Annotated in this window: 5 protein-coding genes; all 5 read left to right on the top strand. The window is 57.5% G+C overall.

The features are described from left to right. Positions 1-350: 350 nt before the first annotated feature. Positions 351-1,841 carry a TolC family protein gene (locus FIV46_RS09495; protein ID WP_181163164.1) on the top strand — a complete coding sequence of 497 codons (1,491 nt, stop codon included), beginning with the start codon at positions 351-353 and terminating at the stop codon, positions 1,839-1,841. Then, on the top strand, positions 1,834-4,032 hold the full coding sequence (locus FIV46_RS09490; protein WP_139940691.1) for an ATP-binding cassette domain-containing protein: 2,199 nt from the start codon (positions 1,834-1,836) through the stop codon (positions 4,030-4,032). Before FIV46_RS09495 ends, FIV46_RS09490 begins: the two co-directional genes overlap by 8 nt. Further along, positions 4,029-5,225 carry a beta-barrel domain-containing protein gene (locus tag FIV46_RS09485; RefSeq protein WP_139940690.1) on the top strand — a complete coding sequence of 399 codons (1,197 nt, stop codon included), beginning with the start codon at positions 4,029-4,031 and terminating at the stop codon, positions 5,223-5,225. The genes FIV46_RS09490 and FIV46_RS09485 overlap by 4 nt, the downstream gene beginning before the upstream one ends. 40 nt (positions 5,226-5,265) lie before the next feature. Then, complete coding sequence (locus tag FIV46_RS09480) at positions 5,266-8,583, top strand: beta strand repeat-containing protein (protein WP_139940689.1); 3,318 nt, start codon at positions 5,266-5,268, stop codon at positions 8,581-8,583. Positions 8,584-8,710: 127 nt separating this feature from the next. After that, positions 8,711-19,543 (top strand): beta strand repeat-containing protein, encoded by a 10,833-nt coding sequence (locus tag FIV46_RS09475; protein WP_139940688.1) that lies wholly within the window; start codon positions 8,711-8,713, stop codon positions 19,541-19,543. Positions 19,544-19,548: the final 5 nt, after the last annotated feature.

Raw genomic sequence — 19,548 nt, 5'->3', positions numbered from 1 at the left:
CTAGATAAGCCCCTGATTGCATTGATGCTTAAACTTTTAATTAATGTCAGGAAAGCTTTTTTTCACTTTTTCGTAGAAGAAATCCTTGAGCTCGTAGAACAGCGGTCTCGCAACCATGGGTTAGGGAAAGTAAGATGCAAGTCAACAAGTTATACGGGGCTCTTTAAATAGTATCAGGGTAGCGGCGGCATTTTGTTTTCCAATTGGCGTCGCAAGTGATGATGTTTTTGCCTGAAGGGGGGGCGAGAGTGACGATAGTATATCATAGGGATTTCCCTGAGGGGATGCCGCCGAAAAGCAGTCTTGCGGCTAGTGGGCACCGAGGGGACTCGGGCTGGGCTGGTGTGTCAGTGGCGGGCGAACGTTTCTCAAAAAGAAATGTATTTTTGCGTATTCCAATAATGCCCTTCTGGACGGGGCGGTTGGGTTCTCTTGTCATGCTTGCAGTATGGGCGAGGAAGGCGTTTTTGTGCGTCAATACAGTTATGCGGGAAGTGATTGAAGCGAGGCGAGCCAAAAATCTTTTGTTTAGATGGAGGCGTTTTGGATTGGCCGAGTTTTGTGGAAGGCATGCGCTGATTGCCGTCGCGGTTCTTCTGTCGCTGGGGTGCAATGTCGTTTTTGCTGAAGTTGCTGCCGTAGAAACCGGAAACAAGTTGTTGCGAGTTTCCGGATTGACGCTGGATGCCTTGATAGAACGAGCTATTGAGCGGCATCCCCAGGTAATGTCTTCGCGAGCTACGCTTGAGGGGGCTGAGGCTGAAGTTGCTGAAGCTAAATGGCAGTTCTATCCCAGTCCTACCGTGGGAGTAGAGCAGGATACCGGCGGAACGGATGTTGTGGTGGCGCTGGAACAGCCTTTGTGGACCGGTGGACGTTTGAGCTCTGATCTCAGGGGGGCTACTGCCCGTGCAGGTGCCCAGGAGAAAGGCATCGAATTGAGTCAACTGGATATTGCATTGAAGGTTGTTGAATCCTATCAGCTCTGGAAACAATCTGTGGCTCGTATCCGCGTGGTTCAGCGGCGGATTTCCAGATTATCAGAGTATGACCATATGATCCGACATCGGGTTGATGCCGGTGTTTCCGCCCAAGGTGATCAAGATCTTGTTTCAACGAGAGTAAGGCAGGCGCAAAGCGATTTGCAGGCGATTGAGGCGCAGGAGCGAAGCGCTCTTGCCCATCTCTCTGAGCTTGAGGGCGTCTCGTTGGGCTCAGTGGATGTTTCAGAAGAGATTGAGGGTAGGCCTGTGGAGTCCTGTGCTGTCTTGATAGAGCGGGCGTTCGCGCTTCATCCCGGTCTGCAGAGGTTGAAATATGAAACTGCTGCGGCTCGAGCCGAAGTGGACAGTAGTGCAGCGTCGGCCTGGCCGAATTTGGTGGCGCGTGCAGAGTATCGCCATGGAGATCTTTCTTCTACAAACGACCGCGATGATTTCCGGGCCCTCGTCGCCTTGAGATATGTGCCGGGAGCAGGATTGTCTACTCTTTCGAGGGTGCGCGCTCAAAAAGCGCGAGTTCGAGCCGGGGAAGAAGCGATGAATGCAGCTCGGCGTGACATTTCAGCGCAGCTTCAATCCGAATGCGAAAACTTTCAGGCGGTTGTCCGCAGGAAAGAAGTTTTGCAGCAATCGCTGGAAGCCAGTCGGGGTGTGTTGGACTCCTACACAAGATTATTCGTTGCCGGAAAGCGAAGCTGGCTGGATGTCATAAATGCGGCGAGGGAGCTGGCTGCAATTGAAACTTCCCTTGCGGACATTGAGGCTCAGTTTGTGGGGGCGACATACAGGCTGGAGATTTTGACGGGGAATCTGGAGAGATTTGGAGTGGGGCATGAATAAAGAGTTATATTCTCCTGAAAAAACAATGGCTTGGTTAAATAACCGGTTAAGTGGCATATTCCCGAATGTGCGCAGGTTGTCACGTAGGGAACTTGCTGTGCTGAAAGGGGAATATCCGGATTTGCTACAGCAAGGTGAGCCGGCATATCGGGTGGCACTGCAGAAATGCCTGGTTGATGTGCTGGGCAGGGCACTGTCTGTTCGTGCGGGGTCCTGGACAAGGTCCCTCCAGGAAACCGACCTTCCCTGTCTTATGGTCTCCCCGGCTGGGCAAATCAGCTTGGTTTTTGAATTCTCTCCGACGCGAGGGTGGGGCCTAGAGGATGTTTCGTCCAGGGAGTATGTGAGTGAATTTCCCGATGGTGCAGAATTTTGCCGGATTTTTGATCCGGGGGTTGGTGCGAACGGAAGTTTTTCCGCCAAGAAGTTGTTCAAGCAGGCGCTCAGGGAAAGACGCAGGGTTTTTGTCTTCTCCGCGCTTGCAGCATCAATGGTCAGTTTCCTGGCGCTCGGCACATCACTATATTCCATGCAGGTATATGACAGGGTTATTCCGACACAGGGATATTCAACTCTTATTGTTCTCACTATCGGTGTCGGCATTGCGATATTTCTGGAATTTGTTCTAAAGCTAACAAGGTCCGCTATTTTGGAGGCGGCGATACGGGATGTGGATTCTGAAGTTTCGCACGGTGTATTCAAACGGCTTCTTACAATACGTCTTGATCAGTTTCCTGCAAGTGTGGGGACGCTTGCGGCCCAGTTGCGAAGCTACGAAACCATTCGGACATTCTACTTCGCAGCAACACTATATGCGATTGACATACCCTTCGCGCTTCTGTTCCTGTGTGTTGTGTTCTTCCTGGCTGGCCCTGTTTTGGTGGGAATTATTTTGAGTTTTGTCGTTTTGGCTGTTGCTGTCGGGATGTTGTCCAGAACTCAAATTGTCAAACATACGCGTACCGGTACAGCTTCTTCAAACCGAAAACTTGGCCTGTTGGTAGAAGCGGTGGAAGGCGCTGAAGTCATCAAGGCAACGGGAGCCGGCTGGCTGGCGCAAATCAAATGGGGCTCTCTCAGCCAGGACGCCATTTCGGATGATCTGAAAGTTCGGCGGTATCAGGAGTTGGCGAGTTTTGCGTCAGCTTCGATGCAGCAGCTCAGCTATACGTTGCTTGTTGCATCGGGGGCATTTATCGCCATTACCGATGGAACGATTACCATGGGGGGACTGATTGCATGCGCTATTCTTTCCGGTCGCATCCTCACCCCTATTGGCATGCTTCCCGGTCTGATTGTGCAATGGGCACATGCGCGAATGGCGATGGAAAACCTGGAAAAAGTGTTTGCCCTGCGCAACGATAACGACACTTGCAACCAACCGCTTGTTCCAGAACGGCTTCACGGGGGATATGAACTTGAGGGTATCAGGTTCACTTATGCTGCGGGTGGCCAGCCGTTCTCCATTGATAAACTTGAGATAAAGCCAGGAGAGAAGGTGGCGCTGCTTGGCCCGATTGGTGCCGGAAAGTCAACGTTGCTGAAGCTGTTGGCAGGTGTGTATGCCCCCAAAGATGGACGAGTCCTTCTTGATCGACTGGATATTCAGCAGATATCCAGACCGCATCTTAGTGAAGTTGTAGGTTATCTTCCTCAGGAAGTGAGACTTTTTGCAGGAACCTTGCGTGAGAATCTGCTCCTTGGGATGTCGGATATTAGCGAGGAGCAGCTTGTTGCGGCCGCCACGGCGACCGGGTTGATGCCTTTTATTTCTTCCCATCCTCAAGGGCTGGACCTGACGATTACCGAGGGCGGCAATGGTGTTTCCAGAGGGCAAAAACAGCTTATTGCCTTTACCCGGCTCTTGCTGTCCCATCCGGAGGTTTGGCTTTTGGATGAACCGACTGCGTCGATGGACGACGGTTCGGAACGCTCTTGTCTTATGGCATTGCGCCAGATGATTTCTCCTGAAAATACATTGGTTCTGGTGACGCACAAGCCAGCGCTGCTGAACTTGGTTCAACGGATCATTGTTGTGACGTCTGCAGGCGTTGTAATGGATGGTCCCCGGGATATGGTCATCGCGCGATTGCAGCAGAATCATCAGGCCGCTACTGGCCCTGTAAATCAGGACGTGAAAGATGAAAACGGGGGTGAACGACATGTCGTAGCCCAGGGAGGTGCGGAATGAGTTCCTCCATCTCACTTTCTCGGAAAAACGACAGCACCGCACTTGGGCGGGAATATTGGCTGTTGCTTGTGATTTTTGCGGGGCTCATTGCCTTAGTCGGATGGGCATCCATGTCCAAGATCGCACAAACATCAAGGGCCCAGGGGCAGGTTATTGCCCGCTCCCGTACTCAGATGATCCAGTCGGCAAATGACGGCGTGATAGAGAAACTTCTTGTATTTGAAGGGGATAAGGTTCGAAAGGGTCAAATCCTTGTGCGTCTTGATCGCACGCAGGCTGAGGCCGCAGTCGAAGATAGTCTGGCCAAAGTCGCAGCATTGCGTGCGCATTTGGTGAGATTGAGGGCCGAGGTGTTCGGCCGGGAGCTGGCTTTTCCTCCGGAGGTCACCCGTTATGAAGAGTTTGTTGAAAATCAAACACAGTTATATAAGGCCCGATTGCGTGCACTGGATGAAGAGATATCTGCACTCAACCGGAACCTGGAGCTTGTACGAGAGGAAATATTGATCAGTCAGAAGCTGGTTCGGGATGGTGATGTCGGCAAGATCGAGCTTTTGCGCTTACAACAGAGGGAAGCGGAACTTCAAGGGGCGGTTTCCAATCGCAGGAATAAATATTTTGCTGACTCCCAGGCTGAAATGACAAAAGCTGAAGAGCAACTCGCGAGTGAGGAGCAGATCCTTGCGGAGCGGAACGAAATTTTAAACCGGACGGAGATCAAGGCTTCCTCCGATGGTGTAGTACGCCGGATATATTTTACAACACCCGGAGCAAAATTGCGTCCCGGTGATGTCGTTCTGGAGTTGGTTCCCACAGACAGTGATTTGGTTATCGAAGCGAAGCTTTCTCCTGCGGACATGGCGAAAGTTCGAGCCGGTCTTCCTGCCTATTTCAAGGTTGATGCCTATGACTATTCCATTTACGGCAGTTTCAAGACGGAAGTCATCTATATCAGTCCCGACGCGTTGAGCGAGAAAGCGCCGACGGGGGAACAAATTTTCTATCAAGTATGGTTGAAAGTGGACAAGTCAGATCTCCTGGCCTGGCAGGAAAGCCAGAGGCAGGGGAAGCTCGTTGATATTAAACCCGGGATGACCGGCACTGTTGAAATTAATACGGGGGAGAGAACGGTTCTTTCTTATATAGCCAAGCCAATAGTCAAGACGATGTCGGAATCATTATCTGAACGATAAATCTATAGATCAATTTAGACGCAATAAACAGGAGACCATTATGGCCTATTCTAAAGTCTCAAAAAGGGAAGAAACTAAGGACACCGATGTGAGCAGAGCAGCGGGGATGGATGTGATGAATGGCGCTCCATCAGCTGAAACCAGGGGAAATTCTTCTGAGAAAACTCATAAAAGGTCAGAAACTTCCGAGCGAATTTCAAAGTACGAGAAAGAACGGTCTGAGAAGACGGAAGACGACGAAGAAAAACGTTCCGATGATAGCGAAACCGATGACGTCACTTCCGATGTTGCTGAAGATGTCCCGGCGGATGACGGTGCCTTTCAGGTGGCTTATCTGGAAAGTTCAGAGAATAACCTTGAAGTGGATAGCAATGAGGGCAATCCTGCCACTGAAGCAGCGACAGAAGAAGAGGGATGGTTTTCTTCTCATGAGGCGCTTGTTTTTGGTGTGGGTGCTCTCGGGATTACAGCCCCACTCTGGGGTGACGAGGTTTTTGGAGGTAGTGACGACAAACTCGAGTTTATCGATGGGAATCTTACGATTGAGTATCTGGAGAATGGAACGGAGTCTGTACTGACAGCGGAAGTGTCAGGCGGTAAGGGCTCCATTACCTTCAGTCTTGAAGGCGAAGATGCGGATGCTTTCAATGTTGATCCCTCGACGGGTGAAGTAACTTTTAAGGCCAGCCCCGATTATGAAATGAAAACTTCCTATAATATCACTCTTGTCGGGAAGGACAATTCCGGAACAAGCGTAAGTCAGGATATCGTGATCAATATCATTGACGTTCCTGAAACGGTAGTTCAGGGGAAGGTTGCCGCAGGGCTGGTTTACGACGGTGTTACGGTCACGCTCTATGATGCGGACGGTGCCGTACTTGGAACTTCCGACGTGGATTCCAACGGGCACTATGAAATCGTGCTGGCAAGCGATTATACGGGAACGGTTCTGGCTGTTGCGACGGACGTTAATGACGGGGAGGTCAATTACAACAGCGAAGTCACTGGTCTTTCCTATACAATGACGGGTGATTTACGTGCAGCACATGTGATCGATGTAGCCGCGGGCGCCACTGTAACCCTTAATATTACACCGGCAACCGAACTTGCTGCATTGATCATGGGGGCCGGTACAACGACGCCGACTGCAGATGCGGGAACGATAAACGGTGTCAACGTTGCTGTTGGAACAAGGCTTGGCGTTCTTGGCGATCATAATGTCGTTACCTCGGATGTAGTAACGGTTGACCAGTCCGATTTCTCAAGTGCGTCCGACGTGGCCCAGTCATATGGTCAGGCACTGGCAATTCTGGCAGGTGCGGAGAATGTTGAACGTACTGGAGGCAGTCAGGATCCTGTTGGAGACAGTCTGGGTGTGTTGGCTGCCGGACTGTCTTATGATAGCGGCAGCGGTGACGTTTCCTATACAGACAATAGTTCCGGGGTTGCAGCGGAGACCCTGTTTAAAGATGGTGCTGCCGAGTTTGACAGTGAAGCACCTGACGGTACACCTTTCAAAGGAAGCGCGGAACAGTCAGTTGTCGACAATGGAACATTGACAGCTCCCACACTGGTTTCGGTGGAGCGCGGGACGACAAGTGGGGTTGGTAGCGACGGTCTGACGGCGGTTGACAGTGTCGCTTATACGGTAACTTTCAGCGAAGCTCTTGGTGCAACACCGGCAGTTTCTGATTTTATCGCATCTCTGGCGGGGGCGTCGGTGTCCGCTGTGGCGCCGGTTTCCGGTAGTGAAAACGTCTTTACAGTAACGATCGATTTGACGAGCGCCACGCAAGACGGTGCCCTGTCGCTCGGCATTGCCGGTGGGAGCACGATTGTTGACAAAGTGGGACTTTCACTTGCGTCAACGACTCCTTCCGGTTCCAACGAGACTTATATCGTGGACCGGATCAATGAAGCGCCTGCCTTTGCACAGGCCAGTGAAACTGCAAGCTTCGAAGAAAACGCAACGGGTGTTGTCTATACGGCGTCTGCTACGGATCCGGATCCTCTCGCTGCAAACAGTAGCTTGACGTATAGTTTGGGGGGAACGGACGCGGCAGCATTTTCAATTGACGGTGCAACGGGAGAAATTTCATTCGTAGCGTCACCGGATTATGAAGCTCAAGACTCCTATGCAATCACTGTGACGGCAAGTGATGGTTCATTGACCGATAGCCAGGATGTTACGGTCAATGTGACAAATGTCAATGAAGCTCCTACTTCATCGGCAGTTACTGCCAATAGCGCTGTTACTGGTAAAGCCTATTCATTCGATATTAGTGGAAGTTTTTCTGATCCGGATGCCGGAGATACACTTTCCTATAGTGCGAGTGGTTTGCCGGCAGGCCTTAGCATCAACAGTGCAACGGGTGTTATTTCGGGGACAGCCTCGGGCGTGGGAACGGGCGATGTTACAGTAACCGCGACCGATGGTGGTGGGTTGACGACGGAGCAGACTTTCTCATTGGAGGTTATTGACCAACTCGCATTTACCAGCAACGTCGACAATGTGACTAACCTGGATGTCCACTCCAATATTGTGTTGACCGCAAGCGAGGATGTGACAGCGGTTTCCGGAAAGATGATCCGAATTGTTGACGACACGGCGACGGGCTTCCACGGGGAAACCGTGACGCGGACATTTACCATTGATGCTGGTGATACGTCGCAGGTGACAATTTCCGGCAATACTATCGTTATAGATCCGACGTTTGATCTCGATCTTGGGAGCGATTATCACATTGAGATTGATGCTGGCGCCTTTACCGGAGCATCAAGTGGGTTGTCTTCCGATGCGGTAAGCGATCCGACAGCGTTGAATTTCACAACAGTTACTCCCGGATCCGCGCAATCCGGCGGGCTCTCTGCCGCTGCCGCGTCGCAGATTATGACCGACACGGATGCCCTTGCAGCAAGTTACAGTTTTCTTGACATAGGTGGGGTCGGCAACACGCTTGCCGCGAATGCTGCTGCGACATACGACCTGTCAGGAGGCAGTTACGCTCTTGTTTTTGTCGATGCCGATCCCGATCCGGCGAACTCTGGAACAGACTTTGACGGTGTTCAGGCTGATGCGGACTTTTGGGTCGCTTTAAGTGAATTTGGAGCGGATGACAGAATTTACATCGATGATCAGGCTTCTGATCTCAGTACGAGTGCAAATGATCTGTCCCTTGATTTTTACGTCCACAGTGGGTCTGCACCAAGCCAAATGCAATTTGCACGCGCAACAGGCGGGATTTCCGGCCAAAGCTGGCTTGATGTGACGGTTGCCGGCTCAACGGACGGCTATGACAATTTGTCAGCGTTAAATACCGCCCTAGGCGTGACGGATTCCGCCGTGATTTCAGGGTGATTGAACTCTGAACGTAGAACCATACTGCAGCGACATCCAAAGCTGATGTCGCTGCGCAAAAGAACAATTAAGTTGATTTGCCGGCGTCAATTGCGTGCAGGCGAAAGATATTAGGAGTGAGCGAGCTATGCCCATTACATCAAAATATGTCATCATGTCGTCTCCTGGATCAAACTACCAGGAATTTGCTCTGGATTATGGGCTACTGACATTATCAGGGCAGTCGATCCAGTTTCTCGGCTCCACAGGTGTAGACGCGGTGTTTGTCCGCCCGGGTATCTCATTTGATTTCACGGCGAGTGGTGCTGGCGCCGATCGGATATATTTCTCTGGGCTGTTCTCAGATTATACATTGTCTCGCTCGGGAACACGTATGACCCTGGAAAGGGAAGTGGACGGTAAAACTGAAACCGTTACGGTTACCCGTTCCGGATCATCTGCGGCAAGTGATGTCCTTGTTTTTGCCGACGGTACTGTCAGCTCTTATGACCTTTATACTCATCTTGCTTCCGGGGGTGCGGCACCGGTGCCCGATTCCGGAACAGAAACATCAGCATCTCCAAACTTGCCGAGCAGCTTCGATGCGGAAACCAAAGCAGCTGCCATGGATGCTTCGGGTATTGAGTTTGCCCCCTCGCAACCAGGAATGAGCTTCACGACCATCGGGAGCTTGGGTGTCGACAAAGTTTATGTCAATCCAGGGGCAACGGTTGACGCCACGGCGTTGGGTGGTGGTATTGATATTGTCTATTTTAGTGGAAATTTTGCCGACTATACAAAAACTGTTGCTGGAACGACGCTGACACTGACACGTACGGTGGGGGGTAATACGGAAACTGTTACGGTTGCGGCAGGTGGGGGAGCCCTAAATGACCAATTGGTGTTTGCCGATGGATCGGTGCGCACGAAAGACCTGAAAGATGTTCTTGGCAGTGATCCGAACCCTCCGCTGACAAGCGTCCCCGGGAACAAGCCTGCCCCGGGTAGTCTGGGCCTGGCTCTCACGCAGGATACAGGGAGTTCGGGTGCTGATGGCGTGACTTCCGATGGGACAATGGAAGTTTCCGGGATTGATACGGATGCCAAGTGGCAATATTCCGTCGACGGCGGTGAAACCTGGCTGTTGGGGACGGGATCGAGCTTCACGCTGAATGCGGGAAGCTATGCGACAGGTGATATACAAGTGAGGCAGATTGATAGCGTCGGTGCGGTCGGGCCGGTGACTGCGTCGACAGCAATGATCACTGTTGACCAGACGGCGCCAGGCGCACCGGCAATTGCATCTGTTGCTACAGATGATATCGTTAATGCTTCCGAGAAAGCAGGGGATGTTAACGTAACCGGTACAGCAGAGGCGGGGGCGTCAGTCGAAGTCGTCTGGAATGGTACAACGCACACAGCTACGGCTGATGCCGGAGGGCAATGGACTGTTACATTTGTGGCCGGTGGAGTCCCTGCCGACGGTATTTCTCAAATCCAGGCTACGACCACCGATGTGGCCGGAAACCGTAGCGCGACTATCGCACGAAATATCAATGTGGATACCGCCGCTCCGGCAGCACCCGTTGTGACGAGCGATTTCAGCTCACCGGTAGCCGGCAACTTTATGGTTGCTGGTACGGGTGAAGCAGGGGCAAAAGTAAACCTCTATGAAGGGTTGACCCTCATCGGGTCTGCGACTGTATCGCCATCGGGCATATGGCAGGTTCAGGCAACGGATGTAACGGCAGACGGCGCACACTCACTGAGTGCAGAGCTCGTTGACAATGCCGGGAACGTCAGTGGGTCCACACCTATCAATGTGACCGTTGATGCCCTTGCGCCGCCATTGCCGGTTATTTCAGTTGTTGCAATTGATGATATTGTAAATGGCGCTGAAAAATCTGCAGGTGTGACGATTTCCGGAACAACGGAAGCAGATGCAACGATCACAGTGAACTGGGGCGGCGTTGAACATTCTACAACGGCGGATGGAGCAGGCGACTGGTCGGTAGCATTTCTATCCGGTGAAGTTCCCGCCAGCGGTGTAACGGAAGTGCGGGTGACGTCGACTGACAATGTCGGAAATATCAGTGCCGTAGCGACAAGGAATGTCGTTGTTGATGATGTTGCTACAACTCCGGTTATAAACACTGTGGCAGATGATGACAGAGTCAATGGCACGGAAAAATCTGCAGGTGTTGTCGTTACAGGTACGGCTGAGGTTGGTGCCAGTATCGACGTCGATTGGGGCGGAACTGTGCATACGGTAAGCGCTGACGCAGCTGGTGCGTGGAGCGTCAGATTCGATGCCACAGAGATTCCAACTGACGGTGCAAGCGAGGTAAGTGCTACGGCGACAGATGTAGCAGGGAATGTCAGTGTGGTGGGAACACACTCGGTGAACGTTGACACTGTCGCACCTTCGACACCGATGATTGCGTCGGTTGCAAGCGATAATATTGTGAACTTCTCGGAAAAATCTACTGGGGTCGAGGTAACAGGGTCCGCAGAAGCGAATACGACCATTTCAGTTGTTTGGGGTGGTTTGACGAAATTGGCGACAGCAAATGCGGCTGGCGCGTGGACGGTAAGTTTCTCGGAGGCGGAAATACCCGGTGATGGTGTGACGCAAATCAGCGCCACGTCAACCGATATCGCAGGTAATGAGAGTGCTGCAGGTTTGAGGGAGGTTATTGTTGATACCACGCTCCCGACACTTGCAGATATTGGCGGCGATAATTATGTCAATGCTGAGGAAAAAGCGGCGGGCGTGACTTTGTCTGGATCGGCCATCAGTGCCAGTGTTGAAGTGACTTGGGGCGGAGTGACGAAAACCGCTGCGGTTGATAATGATGGTGTCTGGTCGCTGACATTCGATTCGTCCGAAGTTCCGGCGGACGGTCTGACACAGGTTGGAGTTACTCCAATTGACGCGATTGGTAACAGGGGTGCCCAGGAAACCAAGAGCGTCATTGTTGATACGGTGGCGCCGGATGCGCCGGTGATTACCAGCGACTTCTCGTCGGCTGTTGCCGGCAACTTCATGGTTGCAGGTACGGGTGAGGCGGGGGCCGTCTTACGGCTTTACGACGCCGGCTCTTTCATCGGGGAGGTAACAATTCCTGCCAGCGGAAATTGGCAGATTCAGGCCGCCGGCGTGACGGCTGACGGAAGTCATGCGGTTACGGCAGAGGTTGTCGACCCTGCCGGAAATGTCGGCCCGCAGGCGGCTGTCGCAGTGACCGTCGACTCCTCGCTTCCGACCATGCCGGTTATCAGCGTGATTTCCGGTGACGATGTCGTTAATACCACAGAAAAAGCTGCGGACGTCGTCGTATCCGGTACGGCGATGGCCGGGGCGAGCGTGGACGTAACCTGGGGCGGCGTCACGCATTCAACGACAGCTGCGACCGATGGTAGTTGGAGCGTCACCTTCACCTCGGGCGAAGTTCCGGCCGACGGGGCGACACAGGTGAGCGCCACGGCCGATTCCGGTTTGGGACCGAGCGCCGCAGCGCTTCGTGACGTTGTCGTCGATACAACGGGCGCGACGCCGGCGATCGATGCGGTCGCCGGGGACGATCTCGTGGGATCCGCCGAAGCGGCGGCTGGCGTGACCGTCACGGGTACAGCGGAAGTGGGTGCCAGCGTCGAAGTGACCTGGGGTTCGACAACCAAGACCGTATCGACCGACGCCAGCGGCGCCTGGTCCGCGGCATTCGACAGCGGCGAGGTTCCGGCCGACGGCGCTTCGACGGTCAGCGCCGTGGCGACGGACGCGTCCGGCAATGAGAGTACAGCGGACACGCGGCCCGTCACCATCGACACCAGCGCGCCGACCGCGCCCGTGATCTCGGAGGTCGCTACAGACGATATTGTAAATGCTACGGAGAAGACGGCCGGTGTCACCGTTTCGGGTACTGCGGAGGCTAACTCTGTAGTCACAGTGACATGGGGCGAGACGAGCCACGCCACCACGGCCGATGGTGGCGGTGCCTGGACTGCGACATTCGCGTCCGGAGAGGTGCCGGCGGACGGATCGAGCCAGATCAGCGCCATCGCCACGGATGCGGCGGGCAATACGGGAGACGCCGGCACACGAACCGTCGACATTGACACTGTCGCACCATCGGCGCCCACGATCAACATGGTCAGCGACGACGATCGCGTCAGCGCGGCGGAGAAGACCGCGGGCGTCACTATCACAGGTGCCGCGGAAGCGGGGGCTAGCGTTGATGTTGACTGGGATGGTACGGTGAAGACCGTTACCGCCGATGCGGGCGGTGCATGGGCAGCGTCTTTCGCTGCCGGCGACATTCCGGCGGACGGATCGACGACGATCAGCGTGACGGCCACGGACGCGGCCGGGAACACCGGTTCCGCCGGGACCCGGTCCGTCGAGGTCGACACCGCGGCGCCCTCGGCGCCGGTCATTAGCGCCGTAGCGAGCGACGACATCGTCAATTCCACGGAGAAGGCGGCGGGTGTCGCCGTATCGGGCACGGCTGAAGCGAATGCCGCGATCACCGTGACCTGGGGGACGAGCGTCCAGACCACGACCGCCGACGGAGGCGGTGCATGGACGGTGACCTTTGCGTCCGGCGAGGTTCCGCCTGACGGATCGACGACGATCAACGCCACGGCGGAGGACGCCGCCGGCAATGTCAGTGTGGGGGGAACACGAAACATCGACATCGAGACGGTTGAGCCTTCGGCGCCGGCGATCGCCTTTGCCAACGACACGGGCTCGTCGGGTTCGGACCTCATCACCAATGACGGCCAGGTGGACATCTCCGGCCTCGAGGCCGGGGCGACCTGGGAATATACGACCGACGGCGGAACCACATGGAATGCTGGGACGGGCACGAGCTTCACGCTCGCCGAAGCCGTTTACGCGGATGGCGACGTGCAGGCGCGGCAGACCGACGTCAACGGCAATACGGGTGCCGCGGCCAACCTTGGCGCGGCGACGGTCGATGTGACGAACCCGGCGGCGCCCTCGGCGGCGCTGGCCAACGACACCGGCTCGTCGGGCTCCGACCTCGTCACCAATGACGGCCAGGTCGATGTCACCGGTCTCGAATCCGGGGCGAGCTGGGATTATTCGACCGATGGCGGAACCACCTGGAACATCGGCAGCGGCACCAGCTTCACCCTCGCCGAAGGGGTTTACGCCGATGGCGACATCAAGGTTCGCCAGACCGACGTCGCCGGCAATCTCGGCGCGGCCGGGGCGCTTTCCGGCGCGGTGACCATCGACACCACCAATCCCGCGGCGCCGACGGCGGCGTTTGCCACGGACGCGGGCTCGTCGAATTCCGACCTCGTCACCAATGAGGGCACGGTCAATGTCACGGGCCTCGAAGCCGGGGCGAGTTGGGAATACACCATCGACGGCGGAACCACCTGGAACGCCGGGACCGGGACCAGCTTCACGCTCTCCGAGGGTACTTACGCCAATGGCGACGTGCAGGTGCGACAAACCGACGTTTCCGGCAATCTGGGCGCCGCGGCCAACCTTGGCGCGGCGACGGTCGATATGACCAACCCCGGGGCGCTTTCGCTCGCCCTCAACACCGATACCGGCACGCCCGGCGATGGGATCACATCGAACGGCCAGATCGACGTGGCCGGCCTCGAAGCTGGGGCGAGCTGGGAATATTCCACCGACGCCGGCACCACCTGGAGCGCCGGGACGGGAACGAGCTTCCTGGTCGATCCGGGAACCTATGCCGACGGCGACGTGCAGGCCCGCCAGATCGATCTGGCCGGCAACACGGGCAGCGCGGCGTCGCTTTCGGGCGCGCTGACGGTGCTGATCTCAGTGGAGCTCGACAACGACACCGGTGCATCGTCGTCGGACGGGATCACCACTGACGGCCTCGTTAACGTGGTGGTGAGCCTGGGCGCCGGCGAAAGCTGGGAATACACCACTAACGGCGGCACCACCTGGAACGTGGGGACGGGCACAACCTTCACCCTCACCGAAGGCGTTTACGCCGACGGTGACGTGCAGGTGCGCAAGAAGGACAGCGGCGGCTTCGTCGTCGGCGATCCCGGCAGCCTGGGTGCTGTGACCATCGACCAGACCAACCCGGCGGCGCTGACGGCGGCGTTTACCAACGACACGGGCTCGTCCAGTTCGGACCAGGTCACCAGCGACGGCCAGGTGGACATCTCCGGCCTCGAAGCCGGGGCGACCTGGGAATATACGAGCGACGGCGGCACCACTTGGAACGCCGGGACGGGCACGAGCTTCACCCTGGCCGAAGGCGTCTACGCCAGCGGCGACGTGAAGGTGCGCCAGACCGATGTCGCCGGCAACACCGGCGCCGAGACGAATTTCGGCGCGGCGACGGTCGATGCGACGAATCCGGCCGCGCCCTCTGCGGCGCTGGCCAACGACGCCGGCTCGTCGGGATCCGACCTTATTTCCAATGACGGAACGGTCAATGTGACCGGCCTCGAAGCGGGGGCGACCTGGGAATATTCCGTGGACGGCGGCACGACCTGGAACAATGGCGCGGGCACGAGCTTCACTCTTGCCGAAGGGACATATGCCGACGGCGACATCAAGGTCCGTCAGACCGACCTTGCGGGCCATTTGGGCGCGGTCGGCGCGCTTTCCGGCGCGGTCGAGATCGACACCACCAACCCGGCGGCGCTGACGGCGGCCTTCGCCAGCGATACCGGCTCGTCCAGTTCGGACCTCATCACCAATGACGGCCAGGTGGACATTTCCGGCCTCGAAGCCGGGGCGACCTGGGAATATACGAGCGACGGCGGAACCACCTGGAACGCGGGCACGGGCACCAGCTTCACCCTCGCCGAAGGCGTCTACGCCAATGGCGACGTCAAGGTGCGCCAGACCGATGTCGCGGGCAATACCGGGGCCGAGACCAATCTCGGCGCGGCGACGGTCGATACTACCAACCCGGCGGCGCCGACACCGGCGTTTGCCAACGACACCGGTTCGTCGGGCTCCGACCTCATCACCAGCGACGGCCAGGTGAACATTTCCGGCCTCGAAGCCGGGGCGACCTGGGAATACACGACCGACGGCGGAACCACCTGGAACGCCGGGACGGGCACCAGCTTCACGCTCGCCGAGGGAACTTACGCCAACGGTGACGTCAAGGTCCGCCAGACCGATGTCGCCGGCAACACCGGCGCCGCGGCCAATCTTGGCGCGGCGGAGGTCGATACGACCAACCCGGCGGCGCCGTCGGCGGCGCTCGCCAATGACGCGGGTTCCTCGGGCTCCGACCTCATCTCCAATGACGGTCAGGTCGATGTCACCGGTCTCGAAGCCGGGGCGACCTGGGAATATTCCGTGAACGGCGGAACCACCTGGAACGCCGGCACGGGGACGAGCTTCACCCTCGCCGAGGGAACCTATGCCGATGGCGACATCAAGCTGCGCCAGACGGATGTCGCCGGCAATCTTGGCGCGGTCGGCGCGCTATCCGGCGCGGTGGAGATCGACACCACCAACCCGGCGGCGCTGACCGTCGGTCTCAACACCGACACCGGCTCGTCCAGTTCCGACAAGATCACCAATAACGGCCTGGTCGATATCGGCAATCTCGAAGCCGGGGCGACCTGGGAATACACGACCAACGGCGGAACGACCTGGAACAGCGGGATCGGCACGAGCTTTATGCTCGCCGGCGGAACCTACGCCGATGGGGTCGTCAAAGTCAGGCAGACCGATGTCGCCGGCAACACGGGCGCCGAGGCCAGTCTCGGCGCGGTCGAGATCGATACCGCCAATCCGGCGGCGCTCTCGCTTGCCATCAATACCGACACCGGCGCGGTGGGCGACTTCGAAACCTCCAACGGCCAGATCGACGTCACGGGCATCGAAGCCGGCGCGACGTGGGAATACTCCGTGGACGGCGGCACCACCTGGACCGCCGGCACGGGAACCAGCTTCGTGCTCGACAACGGCGTCTACAATGCGGGTAACGTGCAGGCGCGGCAGACCGACGTCGCCGGCAACACCGGATCGGCGGGGTCGCTGTCCGGAACCTGGACCATCACCAGCCTCGCCGTGCTGGCCAACGACACCGGCGTGTCGAGCACGGACGGCATCACCAGCGACGGCACGGTCAATATCACCCTGACCACCGGCGTCACCTGGGAATATTCGCTCGACAGCGGAGCGAGCTGGACCGTCGGCACGGGCACGAGCTTCGTCCTGGCGGCGGGCACCTATGCCGACGGCGTGGTGCAGGTGCGCGAAAAAGACGGCGGCGGCGCCGTCATCGGCAGTCCCCAGAATCTCGGCGCGGTGACCGTGGACATCTCAACCCCCTCAGCGCCGACAATGGCCTGGGCGCAAGATACCGGAGTTGTCGGCGACGGCCAGACGGCCGATGGCCGGATCAATGTCTTCGGGCTCGAAGCCAATGCGATTTGGGAATACACGATCGACGGCGGAACCACCTGGACCACGGGATCGGGATCGAGCTTCACGCTTGACAATGGCATCTATGCGGCGGGCGACGTCAAGGTGCGCCAGACCGACCTTGCCGGCAACCAGAGCACTGCCACGGACCTGGGCGCGATATCGGTCGTCGGCACGCTCTACATGTACCTCGCGAACGATACGGGCGGCTCCGCCACCGACCTCATCAGCCAGGACGGAACCGTCAATATCGACAAGCTCGAACCGACCGCCACGTCGTGGGAATATTCGACGGACGGCGGGTCCACCTGGACCACCGGCACGGGGACGAGCTTCACCCTCAGCGAGGGAACCTATCTGGCGGGCGATGTGAAGATCCGCGAAATCGTCAGCGGCTCGCCGGTCGCCGGCGAGGATCTCGGCTGGGCGCAGATCGACCAGACGGCGCCCGCCGCCGTCGGCCTGTCGCTGACCGACAATATCGTCACCGTGACCGGGCTTGAGAGTGGGGCGAGCTGGGAATATACAACCGACAACGGAACCACCTGGACGGCCGGCAGCGGCGGCACCTTCACCCTGCCTCTCGGCTCCTATGCGGCGGGCGAGGTGCAGGCGCGCCAGACCGACCTTGCCGGTAACCAGGGCGCGGCGGGTTCGCTCGGCGCGGTCACCAGCGCCGCTCCGGCGTCGATCACCGTCAGGGCGATCTCTATCGAAACCGGAGACCAGTCCCCGGCCCTGCACGGCTTGGTCGACGATCCCGACGCCGTGGTTACGGTCACGGTTGACGGCACCCCCTACATCGCCACCAATAATGGCGACGGCACCTGGACGCTGGCCGACGATACGATCGCCCCGCTGGCCTATTCCTCGACAGCTCATTCGGCCAGCGTTGTCGCGACCAAGGGGGCGGCCACCAGCAACACCTCTAACGTCACCATCAAGGTCCAGGCGGAGCATCTCCTCCAGAGTTTGCCCACTTCCACTGCTGTATTTGTCGATCAGGAACTGGCGCCATTGGAGGGGGGCGGATTCGTCATAGTTAAAACTACCGGCAGTCCCTATTATCAGTCGTATTCCACTGTTTATAACGTTGGCGGCAACGTCTTCACAGGTATCACTTACGAGGAGAACAGCGCCGCAACGGAATATAACGGAGCGGTCGCCGGGGTTTCAGGCGGCGGCCATGTGGCGACCTGGGTAAGCTTGTATGGCGGGACATACAATGTCGCCGTGCAGGCCTATAACACCTCCATCTCCGCTGCCGATTCGAAAGTCGGCGCCCTACAGATCAGTTCCACGGTTAATTCGGACGCCAATCCGGCCGCCGCGGGGCTCGACAACGGGACTTATGTCGTGGTCTGGCAAAAGAGCAGCGATATCTATGGCCAGCGGTTCAACGCCGACGGCACCAAGAATGGCGGCGAGTTCTTAGCGGCGCCGGCCAGCGGCACGCAGCAGCGTGCGGAGGTGGCGGCGCTCGACGGCGGTGGTTTCGTCACCGTCTGGGACACCGGCTCCGATGTCTATTTTCAGCGTTTCGACAATACGGGCGCCATGGTGGGCGGTCAGACCGCCGTCGCCACCACCGGCGCCAGCGAATATAATGCGCGGATCGCGCATCTGTCGGATGGGCGGTTTGCCGTCACCTGGTATAATTCCTCCCTCGGCGACGTCGAGGTGCGGGTTTTCAACGCCGATGGTACGGAATCGATCGCGACCTTCACGGCCAACACCACCATCTCCGGGACGCAGACAAACCCCGATATCGCCGCGCTCCCCAATGGCGGCTTCGCGGTGAGCTGGCAGGGGCCGGGCAGCAGCGGCACCGATGTCTTCGTGCAGCGGTTCGATTCCCTGGGCAACAAGGTGGGCAGCGAGGTCCAGGCCGATGTCCAAAGCCCGGCGGGTTCGCAAACCACGGCGCATGTCGCGGGGCAGCCCAATGGCGATGTCGTCGTCTCCTGGATGTGGAATGACGGCGCTGGCAATAACGGCGTGAGCTATGCGGCGATCGATGCGCAGGGCAATTTCGCTGGCATGGATGAGAAGTTAATCGGAACTGGCAGTCATGACCTTTTGGTCGGCACGGACCGTTCCGAGAAATTCGACTACAATTATGGCAGCGGCTTCCCTGTTATGCTCGGCAACGGCGGCGACGACTGGTTTTATCTGAATGAGGGCGCGCTCGGCAATCTCGGCACGGTTGGTCAGGCCGGCCTCGTCCGTATCGACGGCGGTTCGGGAACCGATCTGCTGAATATCAATGGGTCGTCTGGCGCAATAGACCTTTCGACGTTGATGCCCGGCATCGCTTTGGTGGGGATCGAAGAAATTTTGCTTGTCAGCCCCAGCCAGTCGCTGACGGTGACCTATCAGGATATCGTTGCGATATCCGACACCGACGTGCTCAAGGTGACCAGTTACAACGCCAGCACCGTCAACGCCGCCGGCGCCACCTCGCTCGGCACCCAGACCGAGGGCGGCATCACCTATAACCTCTACGATCTCGGCGGATCGGCGGCGGCCGACCTCTGGGTGCAAACGAACATGTCCGTTGTGATCTAGGGAAA

Source organism: Emcibacter nanhaiensis, from assembly GCF_006385175.1.
GTDB classification, from domain to species: Bacteria; Pseudomonadota; Alphaproteobacteria; order Sphingomonadales; family Emcibacteraceae; genus Emcibacter; species Emcibacter nanhaiensis.
The sequence above is the reverse complement of the archived record's forward strand: the minus strand, read 5'-3'. Positions and strand labels throughout refer to the sequence as shown.